17 protein-coding genes are annotated in these 16710 nt (G+C 57.2%); 12 read left to right on the top strand and 5 right to left on the bottom strand.

Annotated elements, in window-relative coordinates; translation table 11 throughout:
* Positions 1 to 116 precede the first annotated feature (116 nt).
* Both IC235_RS09100 and IC235_RS09105 read right to left on the bottom strand, forming a co-directional pair.
* Positions 117 to 800: a DUF937 domain-containing protein gene (locus IC235_RS09100; RefSeq protein ID WP_191004860.1), complete on the bottom strand. Its 684-nt coding sequence runs from the start codon at positions 798 to 800 to the stop codon at positions 117 to 119.
* A gap of 467 nt (positions 801 to 1267) precedes the next feature.
* A complete protein-coding gene (locus tag IC235_RS09105) occupies positions 1268 to 1606 on the bottom strand; it encodes a tetratricopeptide repeat protein (protein ID WP_191004861.1) in 339 nt (112 codons plus the stop codon).
* An 83-nt stretch (positions 1607 to 1689) separates the two neighbouring features.
* On the opposite strand from IC235_RS09105, the gene IC235_RS09110 reads away from it, so the two are divergent.
* From IC235_RS09110 to IC235_RS09125, 4 genes are all read left to right on the top strand, one after another.
* The gene (locus tag IC235_RS09110; RefSeq protein WP_191004862.1) at positions 1690 to 2430 is read left to right on the top strand and encodes an electron transfer flavoprotein subunit beta/FixA family protein; all 741 of its coding nucleotides are present in this window, start codon (positions 1690 to 1692) and stop codon (positions 2428 to 2430) included.
* Between the two features lie 98 nt (positions 2431 to 2528).
* Positions 2529 to 3506, top strand: a complete 978-nt coding sequence (locus tag IC235_RS09115) for an electron transfer flavoprotein subunit alpha/FixB family protein (protein ID WP_191004863.1) — start codon at positions 2529 to 2531, stop codon at positions 3504 to 3506.
* Positions 3507 to 3720: 214 nt separating this feature from the next.
* Positions 3721 to 4356, top strand: coding sequence for a bifunctional nuclease family protein (locus IC235_RS09120; RefSeq protein WP_191004864.1), 636 nt, complete (start codon positions 3721 to 3723; stop codon positions 4354 to 4356).
* A gap of 123 nt (positions 4357 to 4479) precedes the next feature.
* Positions 4480 to 5028: a YfiT family bacillithiol transferase gene (locus IC235_RS09125; RefSeq protein WP_191004865.1), complete on the top strand. Its 549-nt coding sequence runs from the start codon at positions 4480 to 4482 to the stop codon at positions 5026 to 5028.
* Between the two features lie 280 nt (positions 5029 to 5308).
* On the opposite strand, the gene IC235_RS09130 is transcribed toward IC235_RS09125, so the two are convergent.
* Together IC235_RS09130 and IC235_RS09135 are read right to left on the bottom strand one after the other, a co-directional pair.
* Positions 5309 to 6124 carry an ABC transporter ATP-binding protein gene (locus tag IC235_RS09130; RefSeq protein WP_191004866.1) on the bottom strand — a complete coding sequence of 272 codons (816 nt, stop codon included), beginning with the start codon at positions 6122 to 6124 and terminating at the stop codon, positions 5309 to 5311.
* Positions 6125 to 6223: 99 nt separating this feature from the next.
* Positions 6224 to 6955: an MlaE family ABC transporter permease gene (locus tag IC235_RS09135; protein ID WP_191004867.1), complete on the bottom strand. Its 732-nt coding sequence runs from the start codon at positions 6953 to 6955 to the stop codon at positions 6224 to 6226.
* 106 nt (positions 6956 to 7061) lie between these two features.
* On the opposite strand from IC235_RS09135, the gene IC235_RS09140 reads away from it, so the two are divergent.
* Positions 7062 to 7781 (top strand): SDR family oxidoreductase, encoded by a 720-nt coding sequence (locus IC235_RS09140; RefSeq protein WP_191004868.1) that lies wholly within the window; start codon positions 7062 to 7064, stop codon positions 7779 to 7781.
* Positions 7782 to 7794: 13 nt separating this feature from the next.
* On the opposite strand, the gene IC235_RS09145 is transcribed toward IC235_RS09140, so the two are convergent.
* Entirely contained in the window at positions 7795 to 8577 is a 783-nt protein-coding gene (locus tag IC235_RS09145; protein WP_191004869.1) for a GIN domain-containing protein, read from the bottom strand.
* Between the two features lie 42 nt (positions 8578 to 8619).
* Between IC235_RS09145 and IC235_RS09150 the strand changes: the two genes are divergently transcribed.
* From IC235_RS09150 to gldG, 7 genes are all read left to right on the top strand, one after another.
* Positions 8620 to 9315 (top strand): SDR family oxidoreductase, encoded by a 696-nt coding sequence (locus IC235_RS09150; protein ID WP_191004870.1) that lies wholly within the window; start codon positions 8620 to 8622, stop codon positions 9313 to 9315.
* A 250-nt stretch (positions 9316 to 9565) separates the two neighbouring features.
* Complete coding sequence (gldA, locus tag IC235_RS09155) at positions 9566 to 10474, top strand: gliding motility-associated ABC transporter ATP-binding subunit GldA (RefSeq protein ID WP_191004871.1); 909 nt, start codon at positions 9566 to 9568, stop codon at positions 10472 to 10474.
* A 38-nt stretch (positions 10475 to 10512) separates the two neighbouring features.
* Entirely contained in the window at positions 10513 to 11853 is a 1341-nt protein-coding gene (locus IC235_RS09160) for a DUF262 domain-containing protein (protein ID WP_191004872.1), read from the top strand.
* Positions 11850 to 13049: an AAA family ATPase gene (locus IC235_RS09165; protein ID WP_223847165.1), complete on the top strand. Its 1200-nt coding sequence runs from the start codon at positions 11850 to 11852 to the stop codon at positions 13047 to 13049. Before IC235_RS09160 ends, IC235_RS09165 begins: the two co-directional genes overlap by 4 nt.
* Before the next feature lie 3 nt (positions 13050 to 13052).
* A complete protein-coding gene (locus IC235_RS09170) occupies positions 13053 to 13997 on the top strand; it encodes a hypothetical protein (protein WP_191004874.1) in 945 nt (314 codons plus the stop codon).
* A 6-nt stretch (positions 13998 to 14003) separates the two neighbouring features.
* Positions 14004 to 14729 carry a gliding motility-associated ABC transporter permease subunit GldF gene (gene gldF, locus IC235_RS09175; RefSeq protein WP_191004875.1) on the top strand — a complete coding sequence of 242 codons (726 nt, stop codon included), beginning with the start codon at positions 14004 to 14006 and terminating at the stop codon, positions 14727 to 14729.
* The gene (gldG, locus tag IC235_RS09180) at positions 14729 to 16459 is read left to right on the top strand and encodes a gliding motility-associated ABC transporter substrate-binding protein GldG (RefSeq protein WP_191004876.1); all 1731 of its coding nucleotides are present in this window, start codon (positions 14729 to 14731) and stop codon (positions 16457 to 16459) included. Before gldF ends, gldG begins: the two co-directional genes overlap by 1 nt.
* Positions 16460 to 16710 lie beyond the last annotated feature (251 nt).

Raw genomic sequence — 16710 nt, forward strand, 5'->3', positions numbered from 1 at the left:
CGGTTCTCCAGTCAGGGTACCGTTTTTTAGGAATTAAAAATTAAAATGAAGAATTAAAAATTTGATCAGCCGATTTTTAATTTTTAATTCTTTTTCGAAAACTACTCTAATTCTGGCTAAGCGAACCGCACTAGCGTCAACAAGCCCTGCCACCAGTGCACAACCGAATGAATTACGGTAGCGACTTCTAATCGTACCGTCGCTACCCTTGCCCCACGCTCATTCTTGGCCACCGGAATTGCGGTGATACCACCCAACCACGCCAGGCACGTAAGGCCGTACAGCCCGGGCGGCAGCATGGTACGCACCTTGCCTTTCAAAGCCAGGAGCGTTTCCATGACCCCACGGGCCTTCAGGTTATAGGTGGCAGCGTACTGGCCCAATACCGCGGGCAACACCGCGCTCACCATGCTCAGCAAGGTGGCCGCTGAATTTACCTTAATGCAGGCGTAGTCGCTAATGGAGTTAGCCATCCCCTGCCGGGCCGTACCAAAGAGCGTTATTAGCAGGCTTTCGCCCCGCTGCAGACCGCTTCCCGGCGCGGTGCCGCTGCCCAAAATTCCCAGTATTCCCGTTACGGAGCTCAGGCTGGCATTGGTAGATCGATAGGCGTTCTGGCTCAGTTCAAAGATGGCCTCCGACCCACCGGCCGCCGCTTTGTTGATGAGGCCACCCAGCACCAGCGGCACTATGCCAGCCAGGGCATTTGTGATTCCTTTTTCGCATTCTCCTAAGCGAGCGGCAATGTGCCCGACCAGTCTTGAGGAGAAAGTAGTTCTGATAGTAAAGAGTATATCCATCACTTAACGTAGTAGCCGTTATAGTTTTAATAATCGTTTTTAGCCTAGCCACGCCTAACGAAATAGATGAATCGCCAATCGGTAATACGAGAGTCTCGGCCAACGCGCTATTCGCCTGGGCCAATGCACGGCTGGACTAGCTGAATGCTCAGTAGTCAACTAATTCCTATTCCCAACTATCATTAGCAGATTGCTCCCCCAGGGGCGGCCTACTGACTCATTTTCGCGTAGCCGATTATATTCTCTTATCCCAAACCACTCCTACTGTTTTAAGCAGACCAGGCAATCAGAGGATTTTCGAGGTTAAGGGCCTCTTCGATGAATTCCACGAGCACCTCTGCTGTCGCCCGGTAATATGTCAGGTCGGCCTGGTAGACCAAATGCACCGCCGGATGATTGTGCTTGTTGATGCCAGGAATGGCGGCAACAACTTTTAGGGGCGAGGATATGGGTTGGCCGGCTACGAATCAGTCGTCCTCGTAGTCCAGTCCCAAGCACTTGTTCAGGGCCTGGAGTAATTCGCTGGCCGCGTGCTGCTGCCCGGCGGCCCGGGCCACTTTCAGGCCGTCGCGGTAAACCTTTTCCGCTTCGTTTTTCTTATCAAACTGCTCCAGCAGCTTGCCCGCGTGGTAATACGTGCCCACGTAGTCGGGGTGCTCGGTCAGTAACTTCTGGTAGAATTCCCAGGCCCGTTCCGGTTCCTGCGCCCGGTACTCAGTGGCGAGCGCGTAAATGGTGAAGGCGTCGGTCGGGTCTTCTTCGTAAAAGGCCAGGAGTTGCTGCAAACGGGTGGATGGCGTATTCATTCGGGGCGGTTTCAGGTTATCTTTGCGCCAAAATTGCGGTTTTTCCGCTCGACATCTCATTTTCCTGGTTTCAGCCCGCCTGCATGAAATTTCTCGTTTGCATTAGTAACGTGCCCGACACGACTACCAAAATCGCTTTCACGCCCGACAACAAGGAGTTCAACAAAGCGGGGGTGCAGTTTGTCATCAACCCCTGGGATGAATACGCCCTCACCCGCGCCATCGAGCTGAAAGAGGCCGCGGGCAGCGGTACCGTCACGGTACTCAACGTGGGCGAAGCCGATACCGAACCCAACATCCGCAAGGCCCTCGCTATTGGGGCCGACGACGCCATCCGCGTTAACGCGGCCCCGCAGGATGCATATTTCGTGGCCGAGCAAATCGCCGCCGTGGCCAAAGAAGGCGGCTACGACGTGATTCTGATGGGCAAGGAAAGCATCGACTACAACGGCTTCCAAGTGCACGGCATGGTGGGCGAGATGCTGGGCATCCCCACAGTGGCCCCGGCCATGAAGCTCGACCTGAGCGGCAATACCGCCACGCTGGAGCGCGAAATCGAGGGCGGTAAGGAGATTGTAACCGTCAACACCCCCTTTGTGGCTTCGTGCCAGCAGCCCATGTGCGAGCCCCGCATCCCGAACATGCGCGGCATCATGACGGCCCGCACCAAGCCCCTGAAAGTAATTCCCCCCGTGGGCGAGCCCGCCCGCACTACCGTGGCCGAATATGCGTTGCCCCCCAAGAAGCAAGGCGTGAAGCTTATTCCCGCCGAAAACGCCGGCGACTTGATCAAGCTGCTGCGCAACGAAGCCAAAGTCATTTAAATTAAAAATTCATAATTAAAAATTAAAAATTACAGGTTGCCGTCACTAACTGATAGTCAATTTTTTAATTCTTAATTTTTAATTTTTAATTCCCTACTATGTCTGTATTAGTTGTTGTTGAATGCGCCGAGGGTGAAGTAAAAAAATCTTCGCTCGAAGTAGCCTCCTACGGGGCGCAAGTTGCTGCTCAACTGGGCACCACGGCCACGGCCATCGCCGTCGGGGGGGCCACCGAGGCCAACCTCGCCAGCCTGGGCGAGCAGGGCATCACGAAAGTGCTTTACGATGCCGAGCCCCGGCTGAAAGAGTTCTCCAATAATGCCTACACCAAGCTTATCGCTACGGCGGCCGAGCAGGAACAAGCCACTATCATCGTGCTGGCCAATTCCAACATTGGCGCGGCGGTGGGCTCGCGCCTATCGGTGCGGCTGAAAGCCAGCCTGGCCACCAACGTGGTCGAGCTGCCCAAAACCGACGGGGGCCAGTTTGTGGTGAAGCGCGGGGCCTTCTCGGGCAAGGCATTTTCGAACGTCGTGCTGAGCGGCGACCGCAAAATCATCGCGGTTAAGAAGAATTCGACCGAGGCCCGGCACGAGGCCGGTAAAATCGCCGAGGTGGTCAGCTTCTCGGCCCAGCTCAGCGACGCCGACTTTGCCGACGCCCCCACCAAGGTGGTGATGCAGGAACAAGCCGGCGGCGTGCTCCTGCCCGAAGCTGAATTAGTGGTATCCGGCGGGCGCGGCATGAAAGGCCCCGAAAACTGGGGCCTGATTGAGGATTTGGCGAAAGCTCTCGGCGCCGCCACCGCCTGCTCCAAACCGGTTTCGGACGTCGACTGGCGCCCCCACCACGAGCACGTGGGCCAAACCGGCATCACGGTTTCGCCGAACCTGTACATTGCCTGCGGCATTTCGGGGGCCATTCAGCACCTGGCCGGCGTGAACAGCAGCAAGGTGATTGTGGTCATCAATAAAGATCCCGAAGCGCCGTTCTTTAAGGCCGCCGACTACGGCATCGTCGGCGACGTATTCGAGGTACTACCCAAGCTAACTGCTGCCGTAAAAGAGCTGAACTAGCTTATTGATTGAGTATTGGGGATTTGAGCACCTGGTTTTCGCGAGAAAGCTGCCGCTTGGGTCCCCAACTCTTTTTTTCGCATTTTAGCAATCCCCGACCGGTTTTAACGGCAGATACCTGGACTTTTCTTTATTTGCACGTACATCCCTCTTACCGGCTTTCGTCGGGCGCACGTCTTTCCTCCAAAGTCCCCAAGACCCCAGCTCCATCCCCTTGAAAAAAATCCAGCTTGAAATCCTGGGCCTTTCGTCCAGCCAGTCCCAATCTGGCTCCTTTGCGCTCATTTTGGGTGAGAAGGGTGGCAACCGCCGCCTACCCATCATCATTGGCATGTTTGAAGCCCAAAGCATTGCCATTCAAATTGAGAAAATCAGCCCCAACCGCCCGCTCACGCACGACCTGTTCAAATCCTTTGCCGAGCACGTGCACGTCGTGATCCTGGAAGTGGTCATCTCTGACCTGAAGGAAGGGGTATTCTACTCGCGTATCGTGTGCTCCGACGGGGCCACCACCTTTGAGATTGATGCCCGGCCTTCCGATGCCATCGCCATTGGGCTGCGCTTCGGCGTGCCCATCTTCACGGTGGAAAGTGTGCTCAGCGAGGCCGGCATCATCCTTTCGGACCTCGACGAAGCCGACAATGAGGCCGAGGAAGACGATGAGGAGGAGGACGACGAGGACACCGATTCCGATTCTTCCCGCTCCTCCCGCTCCCAGCCGGAGCCGCGGGACCCCAGCGGCCAGGTATCGCTGGATGAGCTAACCAAAATGCTGGCCCAGGCTCTCGAGAAAGAAGACTACGAGAAAGCCGCCAAAATCCGCGACGAGCTCAACAAACGCAACGGCTGACCACGGATTCATTCGGATTTTTCGGATTCCGCGGATGGTAACGTGCCTTACCTTAGCGCGTATCCACTGGTGCTTGAACGCTGCTTTCTACTGGGAAGCAGCGTTTCTGTTTTCTTTGCGGCTATGGAATCACCCAACCAAGACCTTAACCTTAGCTACCCTATTGGGCGGGCGCAGTTGCCGGACGGCTCGCTCACGGCAACCGAGCGCACGGCTCTTATTCAGCAGCTTGCCGAGTTGCCGGCCCAGCTCACCGCGGTGGCGCGGGCGGTGGGGGGCGAGGGCTTGCAACGTTCCTACCGCCCCGGCGGCTGGACCGGCCGGCAAGTCATTCACCACTTAGCCGACTCGCACCTGAACAGCTACTCTCGCTACCGGCTGGCCCTCACCGAGGAGCACCCCACCGTCCGGCCCTACGACGAAAAAGCCTGGGCCGAGCTGCCCGACGTAGCCGCCACGCCCATCACGGTATCGCTGACGCTGCTCGAAGCCCTGCACTCGCGCTGGGTAACGCTGCTGCACCACCTCACCGACGAACAGTGGCAATGCACCTTTTACCACCCCGGCATGCAGCGCGACTTCACCCTCGACCAGGCCCTGGCCCTGTACGTCTGGCACGGGCAGCACCATCTGGCCCATTTAAAGCTCTTGCTGCCAGCAGCATCGGCCTAGCTTCCCTGCAGGCTATTACAAAGGTCCTGCTTCTATGCACAGCGCGTCGGGTGCAACCTCACCCCCGGCCCCTCTCCGCAGGAGAGGGAAGCCAGGCGACAAGAACACGGAGCGGAGAAATGCTTTAAGTAGCTATTCATAAAGTGTACCCTTACTGATGACCCACTACTTAAATCCGTGGCTAGAACATTCTTCGGTTCTGTATCCTCTTCGTTAGGCTTCCCTCTCCTGCGGAGAGGGGCCGGGGGTGAGGTCCCGCCGCGCCAACTCAGCTCCCGCCCTAGATCCCGCCGCCCGACTCGCTTTCTTCGGCAAAGGCGGCCATGCCGCCTTCGGTTTCTTCGTCGATGCGCTTGGCGGCCCGGACCAGGCTGCTGCTGAAGATGAAGTCGCGCAGCTCGGGTACGGGTGCGTTGAGAATTTCTTCCTTGGTGCCGTCCCACAGCTTGCGGCCCTGGTGGAGGAAAATGATGTGTTCTCCGATTTCAATCACCGAGTTCATGTCGTGGGTAACGATGACGGTGGTGATGTTGTACTCGTGCGTGATTTCGTGAATCAGCTCGTCGATTTTAATGCTGGTGGCAGGGTCGAGGCCGGAGTTGGGCTCGTCGCAGAACAGATAAGTACAGTTGGGCGCGATAGCACGGGCAATTCCGACCCGCTTTTTCATGCCGCCTGAAATTTCGGCGGGCATCTTGTTGCCCGCGTTTTCGAGCCCCACGCGCTTGAGGCAGAACTCAACCCGTTCGCGGCGCTCGGCAACCGACATTTCGGGCGTGAGCATTTGCAGGGGAAACTCCACGTTCTGAGCCACCGTCATCGAGTCGAACAGAGCCGAACCCTGGAATAGCATCCCGATCTTGCGACGAATCTCCTGCCGGATGTCAATCTTGTTGTTGGTGTACACCGTGCCATCGAAGGTGATAGAGCCAATATCAGGCTTCATCAGCCCCACGATGCACTGCAGCAGCACGCTTTTGCCGGTGCCCGAGCCACCGAGCAGCAGGTTGCACTTACCGGTTTCGAACACGCAGGTAACGCCCTTGAGCACGGGCGTGCCGTTAAAGGATTTTTCAACGTTTGATACTTCAATCATGTTAGTTGTCGGTTGATTGTTGCTCGTTGTCAGTGAAAAGCCTCGTTCTAAGCTAGGCAGCAAGTCCTGCCAACTGACGAGGAACCGCTGGCAACTAAATCACAGCAGCAGCGCGGCCAGGGCGAAGTCGGCGATGAGGATGGCAATGATGGAGTTGGTAACGGCCCCCGTGCTGGCCGCGCCCACTTCCAGGGCACCGCCGGTGGTGTAAAAGCCTTTGAAAGATGAGATGCCCGACACCAGGAAAGCAAACACGACGGCTTTGATCAGGGCAAACGTGATGTTGTAGGGCACAAAGTCCAGACGGATGCCTTCGATGTAGTCCTGGGCCGTCATGACGTTGGTGAGCGTGCCGGCCAGGTAGCCCCCGAGGATGGACAACACCATGGCCAGAATCACCAGCAGGGGAAACATGAGCAGGGCGGCCATGATGCGCGGGAACACCAGATACGAGGCCGAGTTGATGCCCATTACTTCCAGGGCCGACACTTGCTCGGTGATGCGCATGGTTCCCAGGCCGCCGGCGATGCTGCTCCCGACCTTGCCCGCCAATACGATGCTGGTAATGGTGGGGGCCAGCTCAAGGATGGTCATCTCGCGCACCATGTAGCCGATGGTGGACTGCGGAATGAGCGGGTTGGTGAGGTTATAGGCAATCTGCACGCAGGTCACGGCCCCGATAAAGGCCGACACGATGGAAACGATGACCACCGAGTCGACCCCAATGAGGATGGCCTCGTCGATGGTGCGCTTCCAGAGCACGTTAAACCGCTCCGTGCGCGAAACCATACCGCGCAGAAATAAGACGAAGGAGCCGAAAGTTTGAAGCATGGGAGGTTGTTGGGAAATAAAAACCGAAGTTTGAGCCAGCGGGTTGCTTCGGGCGGAAGCTTAAGCAACCAGCCACTTTACGTAAAATCACGCAGACACAGTGCAAATGAGCGAAAAAATAATTGTTGTAACGGGCGGCAGCAAAGGTATTGGCCGCGCCATCGTGTTGCGCTTTCTGCGCGCGGGCTACCCGGTAGCCACCTGCGCCCGCTCGGCGCCCGATCTGGCGGCCCTCACCACCGCAGTGGCGGCGGCCGTTCCGGGGGCGGTGCTTCATACGTTGCCGGCCGACCTGAGCCGGGCCGAAGACTGCGCGCGCTTCGCGGCCTTCGTGCGGGCCCTGGGCCAGCCGATAGCCGTGCTGGTAAACAATGCCGGGGCCTTCCTGCCCGGCCGCCTGCAGGATGAGCCCGCCGACGGCTCGCAGCTGCGCCAGATGCTGGCCGTGAACCTGCTCAGCGCCTACGACGTGACCCTGCCCCTGCTGCCAGGTTTCCTGGCCCAGGGCTCCGGCCACATCTTCACGATTTGCTCCACGGCCAGCGTCACGGCCTATCCCAACGGGGGCTCCTACGGCATTGCCAAGCACGCCTTGCTGGGCTTCACCAAAAACCTGCGCGAAGAACTAAAGCCCAGCGGCGTGCGCGTCACGGCGGTGCTGCCGGGCCCCACGCTCACGGCCAGCTGGGCTGGCGTCGAGCTGCCCGCTGAGCGGTTCGTGCAGGCCGAGGACGTGGCCGAAGCCGTGTTCTCAGCCTATGCCATGTCGCCCCACGCCGTGGTAGAGGAACTGCTGATTCGGCCCCAACTGGGCGACCTGGGCTAACCGCGCAGGGCTGCTACTCGGCTTTTTTGCCGCCTGAGCCCGTTATCCGAATATCGGTGGAAGCGGGCGGGCCGCCGTAGTACAGGGTGCCGGTGCCGGCAACGGTGCCGCCCACGATATCGGTGGCCCGCACGTGAGCATCGCCGTAGCTGTCGCGGGTCATGGTGAAGTAGCAGCGGCGCGGGGTGATGCCCTGGGCAAACAAGCGGCCCGCCCCCCCCAGCGTGAAGTTTAGCTCCTCAGCGGTTCCGCGCACGGTGATGTCGCCCAGCTCGTACTGATCCAAATACAGCTGCCGGGCCTTCACGTTGAGGTCGTAGTCGCCGGAGCCCACGAGGTGGAAAAAGATGGTGTCTTGCTCGAACTGGCCCACAGTGCTGCCATTGCCCTGCCCGCGCAGGAACACGTTGGTAATGTGAGGCAGGTGCAGCGTTACCTCACGCGGGGTGTCGTAGCTGCGGGCCCAGTTACAGGAGCTCGTGTTAGCAATTTCCAGGCTATTGCCGTGGCGGGTGAATTCAATATCCTCGATTAGGCCCTCCCCCGCTCGCACTTCGGCGTACGTCTCGGAGTCCTGCACCAGGCGCAGGTCCACGTTGTCGAAGGCTGTTACCACAGCAAGACCGGGGGCCAGCTCGCGCCGCTGGGTGATGATGCGGCCGGTACTTTTCAGGCAGTCGGTGCCGTGGCCGGGCTTACAGGTGCTCAAGCCAGCCGCCAGCAGCAGCCCGAGCGCCACCCGGCTCAGCCTCTGCCCTACCCCAAACCACCCCGGGCCGCTAACTTGCGGCGGCAAACTCGTATAGCACATTTGCATCCTTATTTTTTTCAAAGATAAATGGACCTTACCGGCAAAATCGCCATTGTCACCGGCGCAAGCAGAGGAATTGGGCGCGCCACGGTAGAAGCCTTGCTGGCCCGCGGCGCCGCCGTGGCCGGCTGGGGCCGCACGGCCCCAACGGGCCTGGTGCACGACCGTTTCCAGTTTTTTGCCTGCGATGTACGCGACGAAGCAGCCGTGGGCGCGGCGCTCACTAACACGGTGCGCGAGCTGGGCCCCGAAATCCACGTACTGGTCAACAACGCTGGGCTCGGCATCGCCGGCCCCGTCGATGGCTTTAAAGCCGAGGACTGGAAGCTGATGTTCGACACCAACGTGCACGGCACCTTCTTTTGCTCGCGGGCCGTGCTGCCGCAGATGAAGCGCCAGCAGGTGGGCCACATCATCAATGTTGCCAGTATTGCGGGCACCACCGGTATCGAGAACATGGCGGGCTATTGCGCCACGAAGTTTGCGGTGCGCGGCTTCTCGCAGTCCTTATTCAAAGAAGTGCGGAACGACGGCATCAAAGTGACGTGTTTGTACCCAGGTTCGACCCAAACGAATTTCTTCGACGACATCCCCGGCACCACGGCCAACGACTCGATGATGAAACCCGAAGACGTTGCCAGTGCCATCATCTACGCCTTGGAAACGCCCTTCAACTTCCACATCGTAGACGTGGAAATGCGCCCCCTGCAACCTCGGAAATAACGCTTGGTCGTTTTGGAGCCTGGTTGTTGGTGCATAGTGCTTGGAGCCTAGTGCTTGGTATGTAGAATCTCATGCTAAGCTTGCCGAAGCATCGTACAAGTCATCCCATCACCAGAACAAGAAAATAATTACCACCCCATGCGGGCTGCTTCGGCTAGGCAGACGCCAGATAAGCGGGACGTTTTACGTACCAAGCACCAGGCACTAGGCACCAACAACCAAGCACTAGGCTCCAAGCACCAACAACCAAATGGTAGAGATTGAAAATCTGACTAAAACCTACGGCACGCAAAACGCCGTGGATAATATCAGCTTCACCGCTGGCAAGGGTGAAATCGTGGGCTTCCTCGGGCCGAACGGCGCGGGCAAAAGCACCACGATGAAGATTGCCACCGGCTACCTTCCGCCCACTGCCGGCACCGTTTGCGTGGCCGGGCACGACGTTCTGACCGAGAGCCTGGCCGTGCGGCGGCACGTGGGCTACCTGCCCGAGCACAACCCCCTCTACCTCGACATGTACGTGCATGAGTACCTGGAATTCATCGGCTCGGTACACGGGTTACGGGGTGCCGGCCTCCGCACCCGCGTGCGGGATCTCGTGCGGCGCGTGGGGCTTGCGCGGGAGCAGAACAAGCAAATCGGGGCGCTCAGCAAAGGCTACCGGCAGCGGGTGGGGCTGGCGCAGGCGCTCCTCCACGACCCAGACGTGCTGATTCTGGACGAGCCCACCACCGGCCTCGACCCGAATCAGATCCTGGAAATCCGCCAGCTCATCCGCGAAGTCGGCGAGAATAAAACCGTCATCTTCAGCACCCACATCCTGCCCGAGGTTACTGCTCTATGCTCGCGCGTGCTCATCATCAGCCGGGGCAAGCTGGTAGCCGACAGCCCCGTGGCGGAGCTAGCAGCCCGCGCCGCGGGCGAAACCGTGGTTAGCGCCGAGTTCGAAGGCGTGGTGGATACCGCCCTGCTGGCCCAATTGCCCGGCGTGCGCCACGTCGAAGCCACCCCCGCTGGAGTGGTGCTGCTCCGGGCTGCGCCGGGCTTGGATGTGCGCGCCGCCGTGTCGCGGCTGGCCGCGCAGCAAGGCTGGATATTGCTGGGGCTGCGGCAGGAAAAGCAGTCGCTGGAAGCAGTGTTTGGCGAACTAACTAAATAAATATATTAATATCAATGAATAATACTTTACGCATCCGAATGCTAAAAGACCATCCTAGATACTCCCAAATGCGAGTGGGGGATGAGGCTGCTATTCTTACTCAAGAGGCTGAACAGCTAATTACAAAAGGCTGGGCTGAGCTAGCCCCACTGCCAGAGCCCGTATCATTGCCAATAGCTGCCGAAGCTGTTACTGAGCCTAGCCAGACCGGAGTAGAAGTGGAAGATATTGAAGGTGACCCACAAGATGCAACGGGAGAGAGCATAATACAGCCCTTCGACCCGAAGAAAATTCAGGTCAGCATTCAACAACTCACCGTTGATAGTATTATCAAACGCATTGCAAATGATGAGATTGATTTAACAACCCCTTTCCAACGTGCAGCTGGGCTGTGGAAAGATCAAGAGCAGAGTCGCTTGATTGAGAGTATTCTAATTAGGTTTCCACTACCGGCGTTCTACTTTGATGGTTCAGATGATGACCATTGGCTGGTAGTGGATGGATTGCAGAGACTTAGCACACTTCGACGCTTCATTCATACAAACGAGCTGCAATTAACTGGTATGGAATATTTGCAACAATTTGAGGGATGTAAATTTAAGGAATTGCCGCGTTCGATGCAGCGAACGATTGAAGAAGCTCAAATAACGGCGTATATCATCAAGCCGGGCACACCAGAACAAGTGAAGTTCAACTTGTTTAAGCGCATCAATACTGGCGGTCTGATGCTGCGGCCACAGGAGATTCGCCATGCTTTGAATCAGGGCACCCCAGCCAATCTGGTAGCTGATTTGGCCGCGCTATCAGCGTTCAAGACGGCTACGGGCGGTTCGGTAGACCCACGTCGGATGGATGACCGGGATTTTGTCATGCGCTTCGTGGCATTCTATCTCACGCCTTATCCACTATACCAGCCCGACCTCGACACCTTCCTGAATACGCAAATGAATAAGCTGGGGCTCCTCACCTTAGCACAGCAAGCGACGCTAAAGGCAGACTTTACCCGGGCCTTACAGTTGGCCCGGGACATTTTTGCGCGGCAAGCTTTTCGCAAGATGATGACCCCTGAACCGCGAGGGCTAAACCCTATCAACAAGGCGCTATTTGAGAGTTGGACCGTAAGCCTAAGTCGACTGACAGAAGAACAGGGCAGACTGCTGGTAGCCCGGCAACGCGAGGTGGTGCACGCCTCGGTAAACTTAATGCAGGACACCGATTTTCTGCGGGCCATTTCGTCCGCAACCGGCGACCGAAAGCGAGTTGAACAACGTTTCCGAGCCGTAGAGCGGCTGATTCGGGAGCAATTGCAACTTGCCGGTGACGAGGCTATCGTGCCTGGATTTGCGCCGGCCCCACCCACTTCGAGCGAGATAATATGATAACCCGACTTCGCATAGAGAATTTCAAGTCGCTGCAAAACGTAGACGTACCCTTACGCCCATTAAGCCTTTTTACCGGACTGAATGGCATGGGCAAATCATCATTCATTCAGGTATTGCTACTGTTGCAACAGAGCCATTCGCAGCAATTAAGTGGGCAGGGCCTAATGCTCAATGGACCGCTGGTAAGCTTAGGCACGGGACAAGATGTGCTAAGTGAGGGGGCTGAGTCGGAATACATCAGTATTCAAATTTGGTCAGATGCGATGAGAGAGCCATTCAGTTGGAAATTGAAAAGCCAAAATGACTCAGACGCTCTTAAAGTAGAAGCTTTTAAGCTACCTGATGAAATAACGGCTTCTTACAATGATTCAAACTACATATATACACTACCGGCTCACAAACAGCCTATTTCGACTGTTTCTTACGCTGCAAGCAGGTTTCCTTTTCTAAAAGGCGAAAAAACACAATACCTATCGGCAGAGCGTATCAGTCCGCAATTGGCCTACCCCACTTCTTCACACGAAGTAAGCCAGCGGCATCTGGGCAAGCACGGCGAATATACTCCCCACTTCTTAGCCGAACATGGTGATGAGCAGGTAAGATTCCGTAACGTATTATTTCCCGACACAGTTGGACAGGAAACGCCGAATACATTGGTTCAGCAGGTTGGCGCGTGGCTTAATGAGATTAGCCCTGGGCTTCGTTTGGAAGCTTCGCTTAACCGCGAATTTGGCTTAGCACGGGTAGGCTATGCTTACCAGACGGCGGTGGGCTATACGCGGCCTTTCCGACCAGATAACGTAGGGTTTGGCCTGTCTTATGCTTTACCCGTGTTGACGGCCATTCTATCGGCACGGAAAGACAGCCTGCTAATTATTGAAAATCCAGAATCGCATATCCACCCAAGAGGACAATCGAAGCTGGGAGAGTTGCTCGCGCTGGCAGCCCAAAACAATGTGCAGTTACTAGTAGAAACGCACTCAGACCATGTACTAAATGGCGTACGGGTGGCAGTAAAGAAATATCAACTCGACCCAGAGCGAATAGGGCTGTACTTCTTCGAGCGGGCCGATGAGCAGTTGAGTCACCAAACCCGTATCGTCCAGCCCAAGCTGGATAAGGATGGAAGAATTGATGTATGGCCCCGCCATTTTTTTGATGAGTGGGATAATAACCTGATGGAGCTTCTATAGGTTATGGACATCATACTTAATGAGCTGTCTCTTCGAGTGCTACCAACTACGGGCAGCCACGCAGCGGTGTTATTAGATGCGTGGCTAACGCAACTTATAGGGTTGGCTAAAGTGCATAAGGTATTGCCAGCCTTTCGAAGTCTAGCGTCGGTACGGGATATGCAAATAGCAGCCGATGGCACTTTTTTTCAACAATGGTTGGGACAATTGCCTACTGACCGAAAACGGTTGGCGCTGACATTTACAACAAAAGCACCTTTCATTCATTACTATCCAGAATACTGGTTTATCGGGCCAGAGCCAGCTGGAATGCGAGGTCTAGAATGTAAAGGTTTGGCGTTTGCTGCGGAGAATAATTTACTAGCCTGGAGCCTCGACCCATTTGGACAATGGGCTGCGCCCTACTACCACATTCACTGCACTGCCATTGACGAAGTGCGTGATGCGTTGGACGAATATGAGCTAACCACTTGGCATCTGCCTGCCAGTGGCGAAACTAGTGAGCATGCCGCATACTACGCAGGAGTTCTAGCAGCGGAGGAAATGCAAGTAGTGCAGGCCGCTACCAGCGGCAACGTGCTACTACAACGATGGACAGAGTGGTTTCCGAAACTTAGGCTTACCGATATAGCCAGCGAGTGCTTGCGTGAACTCACCATTGAGGCCACTCGACCGGTAGCAGAACGGCTAATTGCCTTACATCGCTTCTTCGCTGTCTGGGATAGAGTGCCCGCGAACTATGACCAAGTCTTGAGCTATAGAACTTCGCCGGAATCTGACACTAGATTACGAACACTATCTGAATTACAATTGCGTTGCCCCGATGGCCAGACACGGGCCATGAGCTGGCACATGCGCTATACACCGCAGGCGGGCAGACTATATTTCGTGCCAGATGTAGAGACAGGTGATTGTTTTATTGGTCATATAGGACATAAAATCATCTAGCAATTTATGCTAACCATTCTTCAAAAAGAATTCAACTCCTTTCTTAATTCGCCGGTTGCCTACGTGGTGCTGAGCGTCTTTCTGATTGCTACCGGCTTATTCGTCTGGGTTTTCCCCGACAGCAGCGTGCTCGATTACGGCTACGCCGACTTGCAGACGCTCTTTTCGCTGGCCCCCTGGATATTTCTGTTCCTGATTCCGGCCATCACCATGCGCACGTTCGCGGAAGAGAAAAAAGCCGGCACTATTGAGCTGTTGTTAACCCGCCCGCTCACCGACGGGCAGATCATTGGCGGAAAATATTTAGCGTGTTTCTTATTGGCGCTAGTGGCCTTGGTTCCGACCCTGCTATACTATTTCTCAGTGTACAAATTGGGCAGCCCGGAAGGCAATGTTGATTCCGCCGCCACGGTGGGCTCGTACCTGGGGCTGGCCTTATTAGCGGCGGTGTTCGCGGCCATTGGCGTACTGGCTTCGGCGCTTACCCGCGACCAGATTATCGCGTTTCTGGTGGCCGTGGTGGGGTGCTTTCTGGTTTACTCCGGGTTCGACTCCCTGGCTTCGGTGCTCGACGGCAGTCCGGCTTATTACGTCAGCCAGCTGGGCATTGCCGCGCACTACCGCGACCTCAGCAAGGGCCTGGTCGACTCCCGCGACTTGGTTTATTTCTTCAGCGTGGTAGCGGTGGCTTTGCAAGCTACCCGGCTGGTATTACGGAGCCGGAACTGGTAATGGAAGATACGCTAACGAACCCGCCGCTCGGCACTCCGGCCCCGGCCTCGCGCAAACGGCACGACTTGCTGCTTTTCGCGGCGGTACTGGGGGGGCTGCTGCTGTTTAATTTTATCGCTCAGCGGTTCTTTTTCCGGCTCGATTTAACGGAAGAGAAACGCTATACCATGTCGCCGGCCACCAAAGCGCTGCTGCGCGGCCTCAAGCAGCCGGTAACCATCACGGTGTACCTCACGGGCGACTTTCCGCCGGCTTTCCGTCGCCTGGAGCAGGGCGTGCGCGAAACCCTGACCGAATTCCAGGTCTACGGCGGGGCCAACCTGAGTTACATCTTTATTGACCCCAGCGCGGCCGGCACTGCTGCGGCTCGCAACCAGTTCTACGCTTCCCTCTTCAAAAAGGGCCTGAAACCCACCAACCTCGGGGCCACCGAAAACGGCAAGCGCGTGGAGAAAATCATCTTTCCCTGGGCTGTGGTGAGCGTCGGCGGGCGCGACCGCAACGTGCTGCTGCTGCGGGGCAACCAGGCCGCGCCGCCCGAGGTCCGGCTCAACCAGAGCATCGAAGGCCTTGAATACGAGCTGGCCAGCACCATCCGCTCGCTGGTGCCCAGCCTGCGCAAGCGCCTCGGCATAGTCGAAGGCCACGGCGAGCTCACCAACGTGCAAGCCGGCGACATGCTCAGTACCTGGCAGCAGCAGTACGACGTGTACCGCGTCACCCTCAGCAAGGTGCCGGACCTGCGCGCGCTCGACGCCATCGTGGTTGCCCAGCCGAAAACGCCCTACTCCGAAGACGACAAGTTCAAGCTCGACCAGTTCATTACCCAGGGAGGGCGGGCCCTGTTCTTCGTCGACGCCCTGCGCGTGAACCTCGACAGCGTGAGTCGCAACGGCGCGGCCCTGGCCACGCCCTACAACCTCAACCTGGAAGACCTGTTCTTCAAATACGGCGTGCGCCTAAACCAAAACCTGCTGCTCGACCTCAACTGCGGCCAGATTCCGCTCGTGACCGGCATGGAGGGCAACAAGCCTAAAATCGAGCCCATGCCCTGGCAGTTGTACCCGCTCATCAACAAGTTCAGCCCCCACCCTATCACCCGCAACCTCGACGCGGTGTACCTGAAATTTACGGGCAACCTCGACACTGTAAAGGCTGTGGGTATCCGCAAGACACCGTTGCTCACCACCTCGCGCTACACCCGGGTGCTGCCCGCGCCCGTGCCCATCAACTTCAACGACGCCCGCCTCGAGCCCAACCCCAAGCTCTACCAGAAAGGCTTCCAGCCGGTGGGCTACCTACTCGAAGGCCAGTTTACTTCGTTGTTTGCCAATCGCGCCCGGCCGGGCACCCTGCAGTTCCAGCCCGAGAAATCACCCCAGGCCCGGCCCAGCAAACTCGTGGTGCTGGCCGACGGCGACTTCATCCGCTCCGAAATCGACCCCAAAACCGGCAACCCCTTCCGCCTGGGGTTCGACCGCCTGGCTAACACCGAGTTCGCCAACCGCGAGCTGGTGCTCAACGCCACCGACTACCTGCTCGACGAGACCGGCCTGATTGCCGTGCGCGGTAAGCAAATCACCCTGCGCCCCCTCGACAAAGTGAAGCTGGCCGAGCAGCGCCGCCGCTGGCAGTTGCTCAACCTGGGCGCCCCGCTGGCGCTGCTGGGGCTGTTCGGCGCCGGGCGGGCTTGGCGCCGCAAGCGGCGCTACGCGCGGTTTGCAACCTAAGCAGGGATAGCGCAAGAGCTAAGAACAGAAATTCCCGGTAGGGCTTCGGCGTTGAATTTCGGTGGGATTGGGCGCCTCACAAAACGGGTATCAATTGAGAGCATCCAGCAGGCTTTCATCATGGTGCATCTGCACGATAGACAGCCCGCGCCCTTCGGGCAAGGGGCGAACTCGTTGGTTTTCCACTACTCTGCCGCTGGGCAGAAGGTGACCAAGCTGGTGTATTTGCCTAAGGTGCCACTGGAAATCAG

The organism is Hymenobacter montanus (assembly GCF_014699115.1).
Classification (GTDB): domain Bacteria; phylum Bacteroidota; class Bacteroidia; order Cytophagales; family Hymenobacteraceae; genus Hymenobacter; species Hymenobacter montanus.

Coding starts and splice junctions, on each gene's coding strand:
- IC235_RS09110 (WP_191004862.1), top strand. CDS start 1,690: ATGAAATTTCTCGTTTGCATTAGTAACGTGCCCGACACGACTACCAAA.
- IC235_RS09165 (WP_223847165.1), top strand. CDS start 11,850: ATGATAACCCGACTTCGCATAGAGAATTTCAAGTCGCTGCAAAACGTA.
- IC235_RS09140 (WP_191004868.1), top strand. CDS start 7,062: ATGAGCGAAAAAATAATTGTTGTAACGGGCGGCAGCAAAGGTATTGGC.
- IC235_RS09125 (WP_191004865.1), top strand. CDS start 4,480: ATGGAATCACCCAACCAAGACCTTAACCTTAGCTACCCTATTGGGCGG.
- IC235_RS09160 (WP_191004872.1), top strand. CDS start 10,513: ATGCTAAAAGACCATCCTAGATACTCCCAAATGCGAGTGGGGGATGAG.
- IC235_RS09150 (WP_191004870.1), top strand. CDS start 8,620: ATGGACCTTACCGGCAAAATCGCCATTGTCACCGGCGCAAGCAGAGGA.
- IC235_RS09135 (WP_191004867.1), bottom strand. CDS start 6,955: ATGCTTCAAACTTTCGGCTCCTTCGTCTTATTTCTGCGCGGTATGGTT.
- IC235_RS09105 (WP_191004861.1), bottom strand. CDS start 1,606: ATGAATACGCCATCCACCCGTTTGCAGCAACTCCTGGCCTTTTACGAA.
- IC235_RS09115 (WP_191004863.1), top strand. CDS start 2,529: ATGTCTGTATTAGTTGTTGTTGAATGCGCCGAGGGTGAAGTAAAAAAA.
- gldG (WP_191004876.1), top strand. CDS start 14,729: ATGGAAGATACGCTAACGAACCCGCCGCTCGGCACTCCGGCCCCGGCC.
- IC235_RS09100 (WP_191004860.1), bottom strand. CDS start 800: ATGGATATACTCTTTACTATCAGAACTACTTTCTCCTCAAGACTGGTC.
- IC235_RS09170 (WP_191004874.1), top strand. CDS start 13,053: ATGGACATCATACTTAATGAGCTGTCTCTTCGAGTGCTACCAACTACG.
- gldF (WP_191004875.1), top strand. CDS start 14,004: ATGCTAACCATTCTTCAAAAAGAATTCAACTCCTTTCTTAATTCGCCG.
- gldA (WP_191004871.1), top strand. CDS start 9,566: ATGGTAGAGATTGAAAATCTGACTAAAACCTACGGCACGCAAAACGCC.
- IC235_RS09130 (WP_191004866.1), bottom strand. CDS start 6,124: ATGATTGAAGTATCAAACGTTGAAAAATCCTTTAACGGCACGCCCGTG.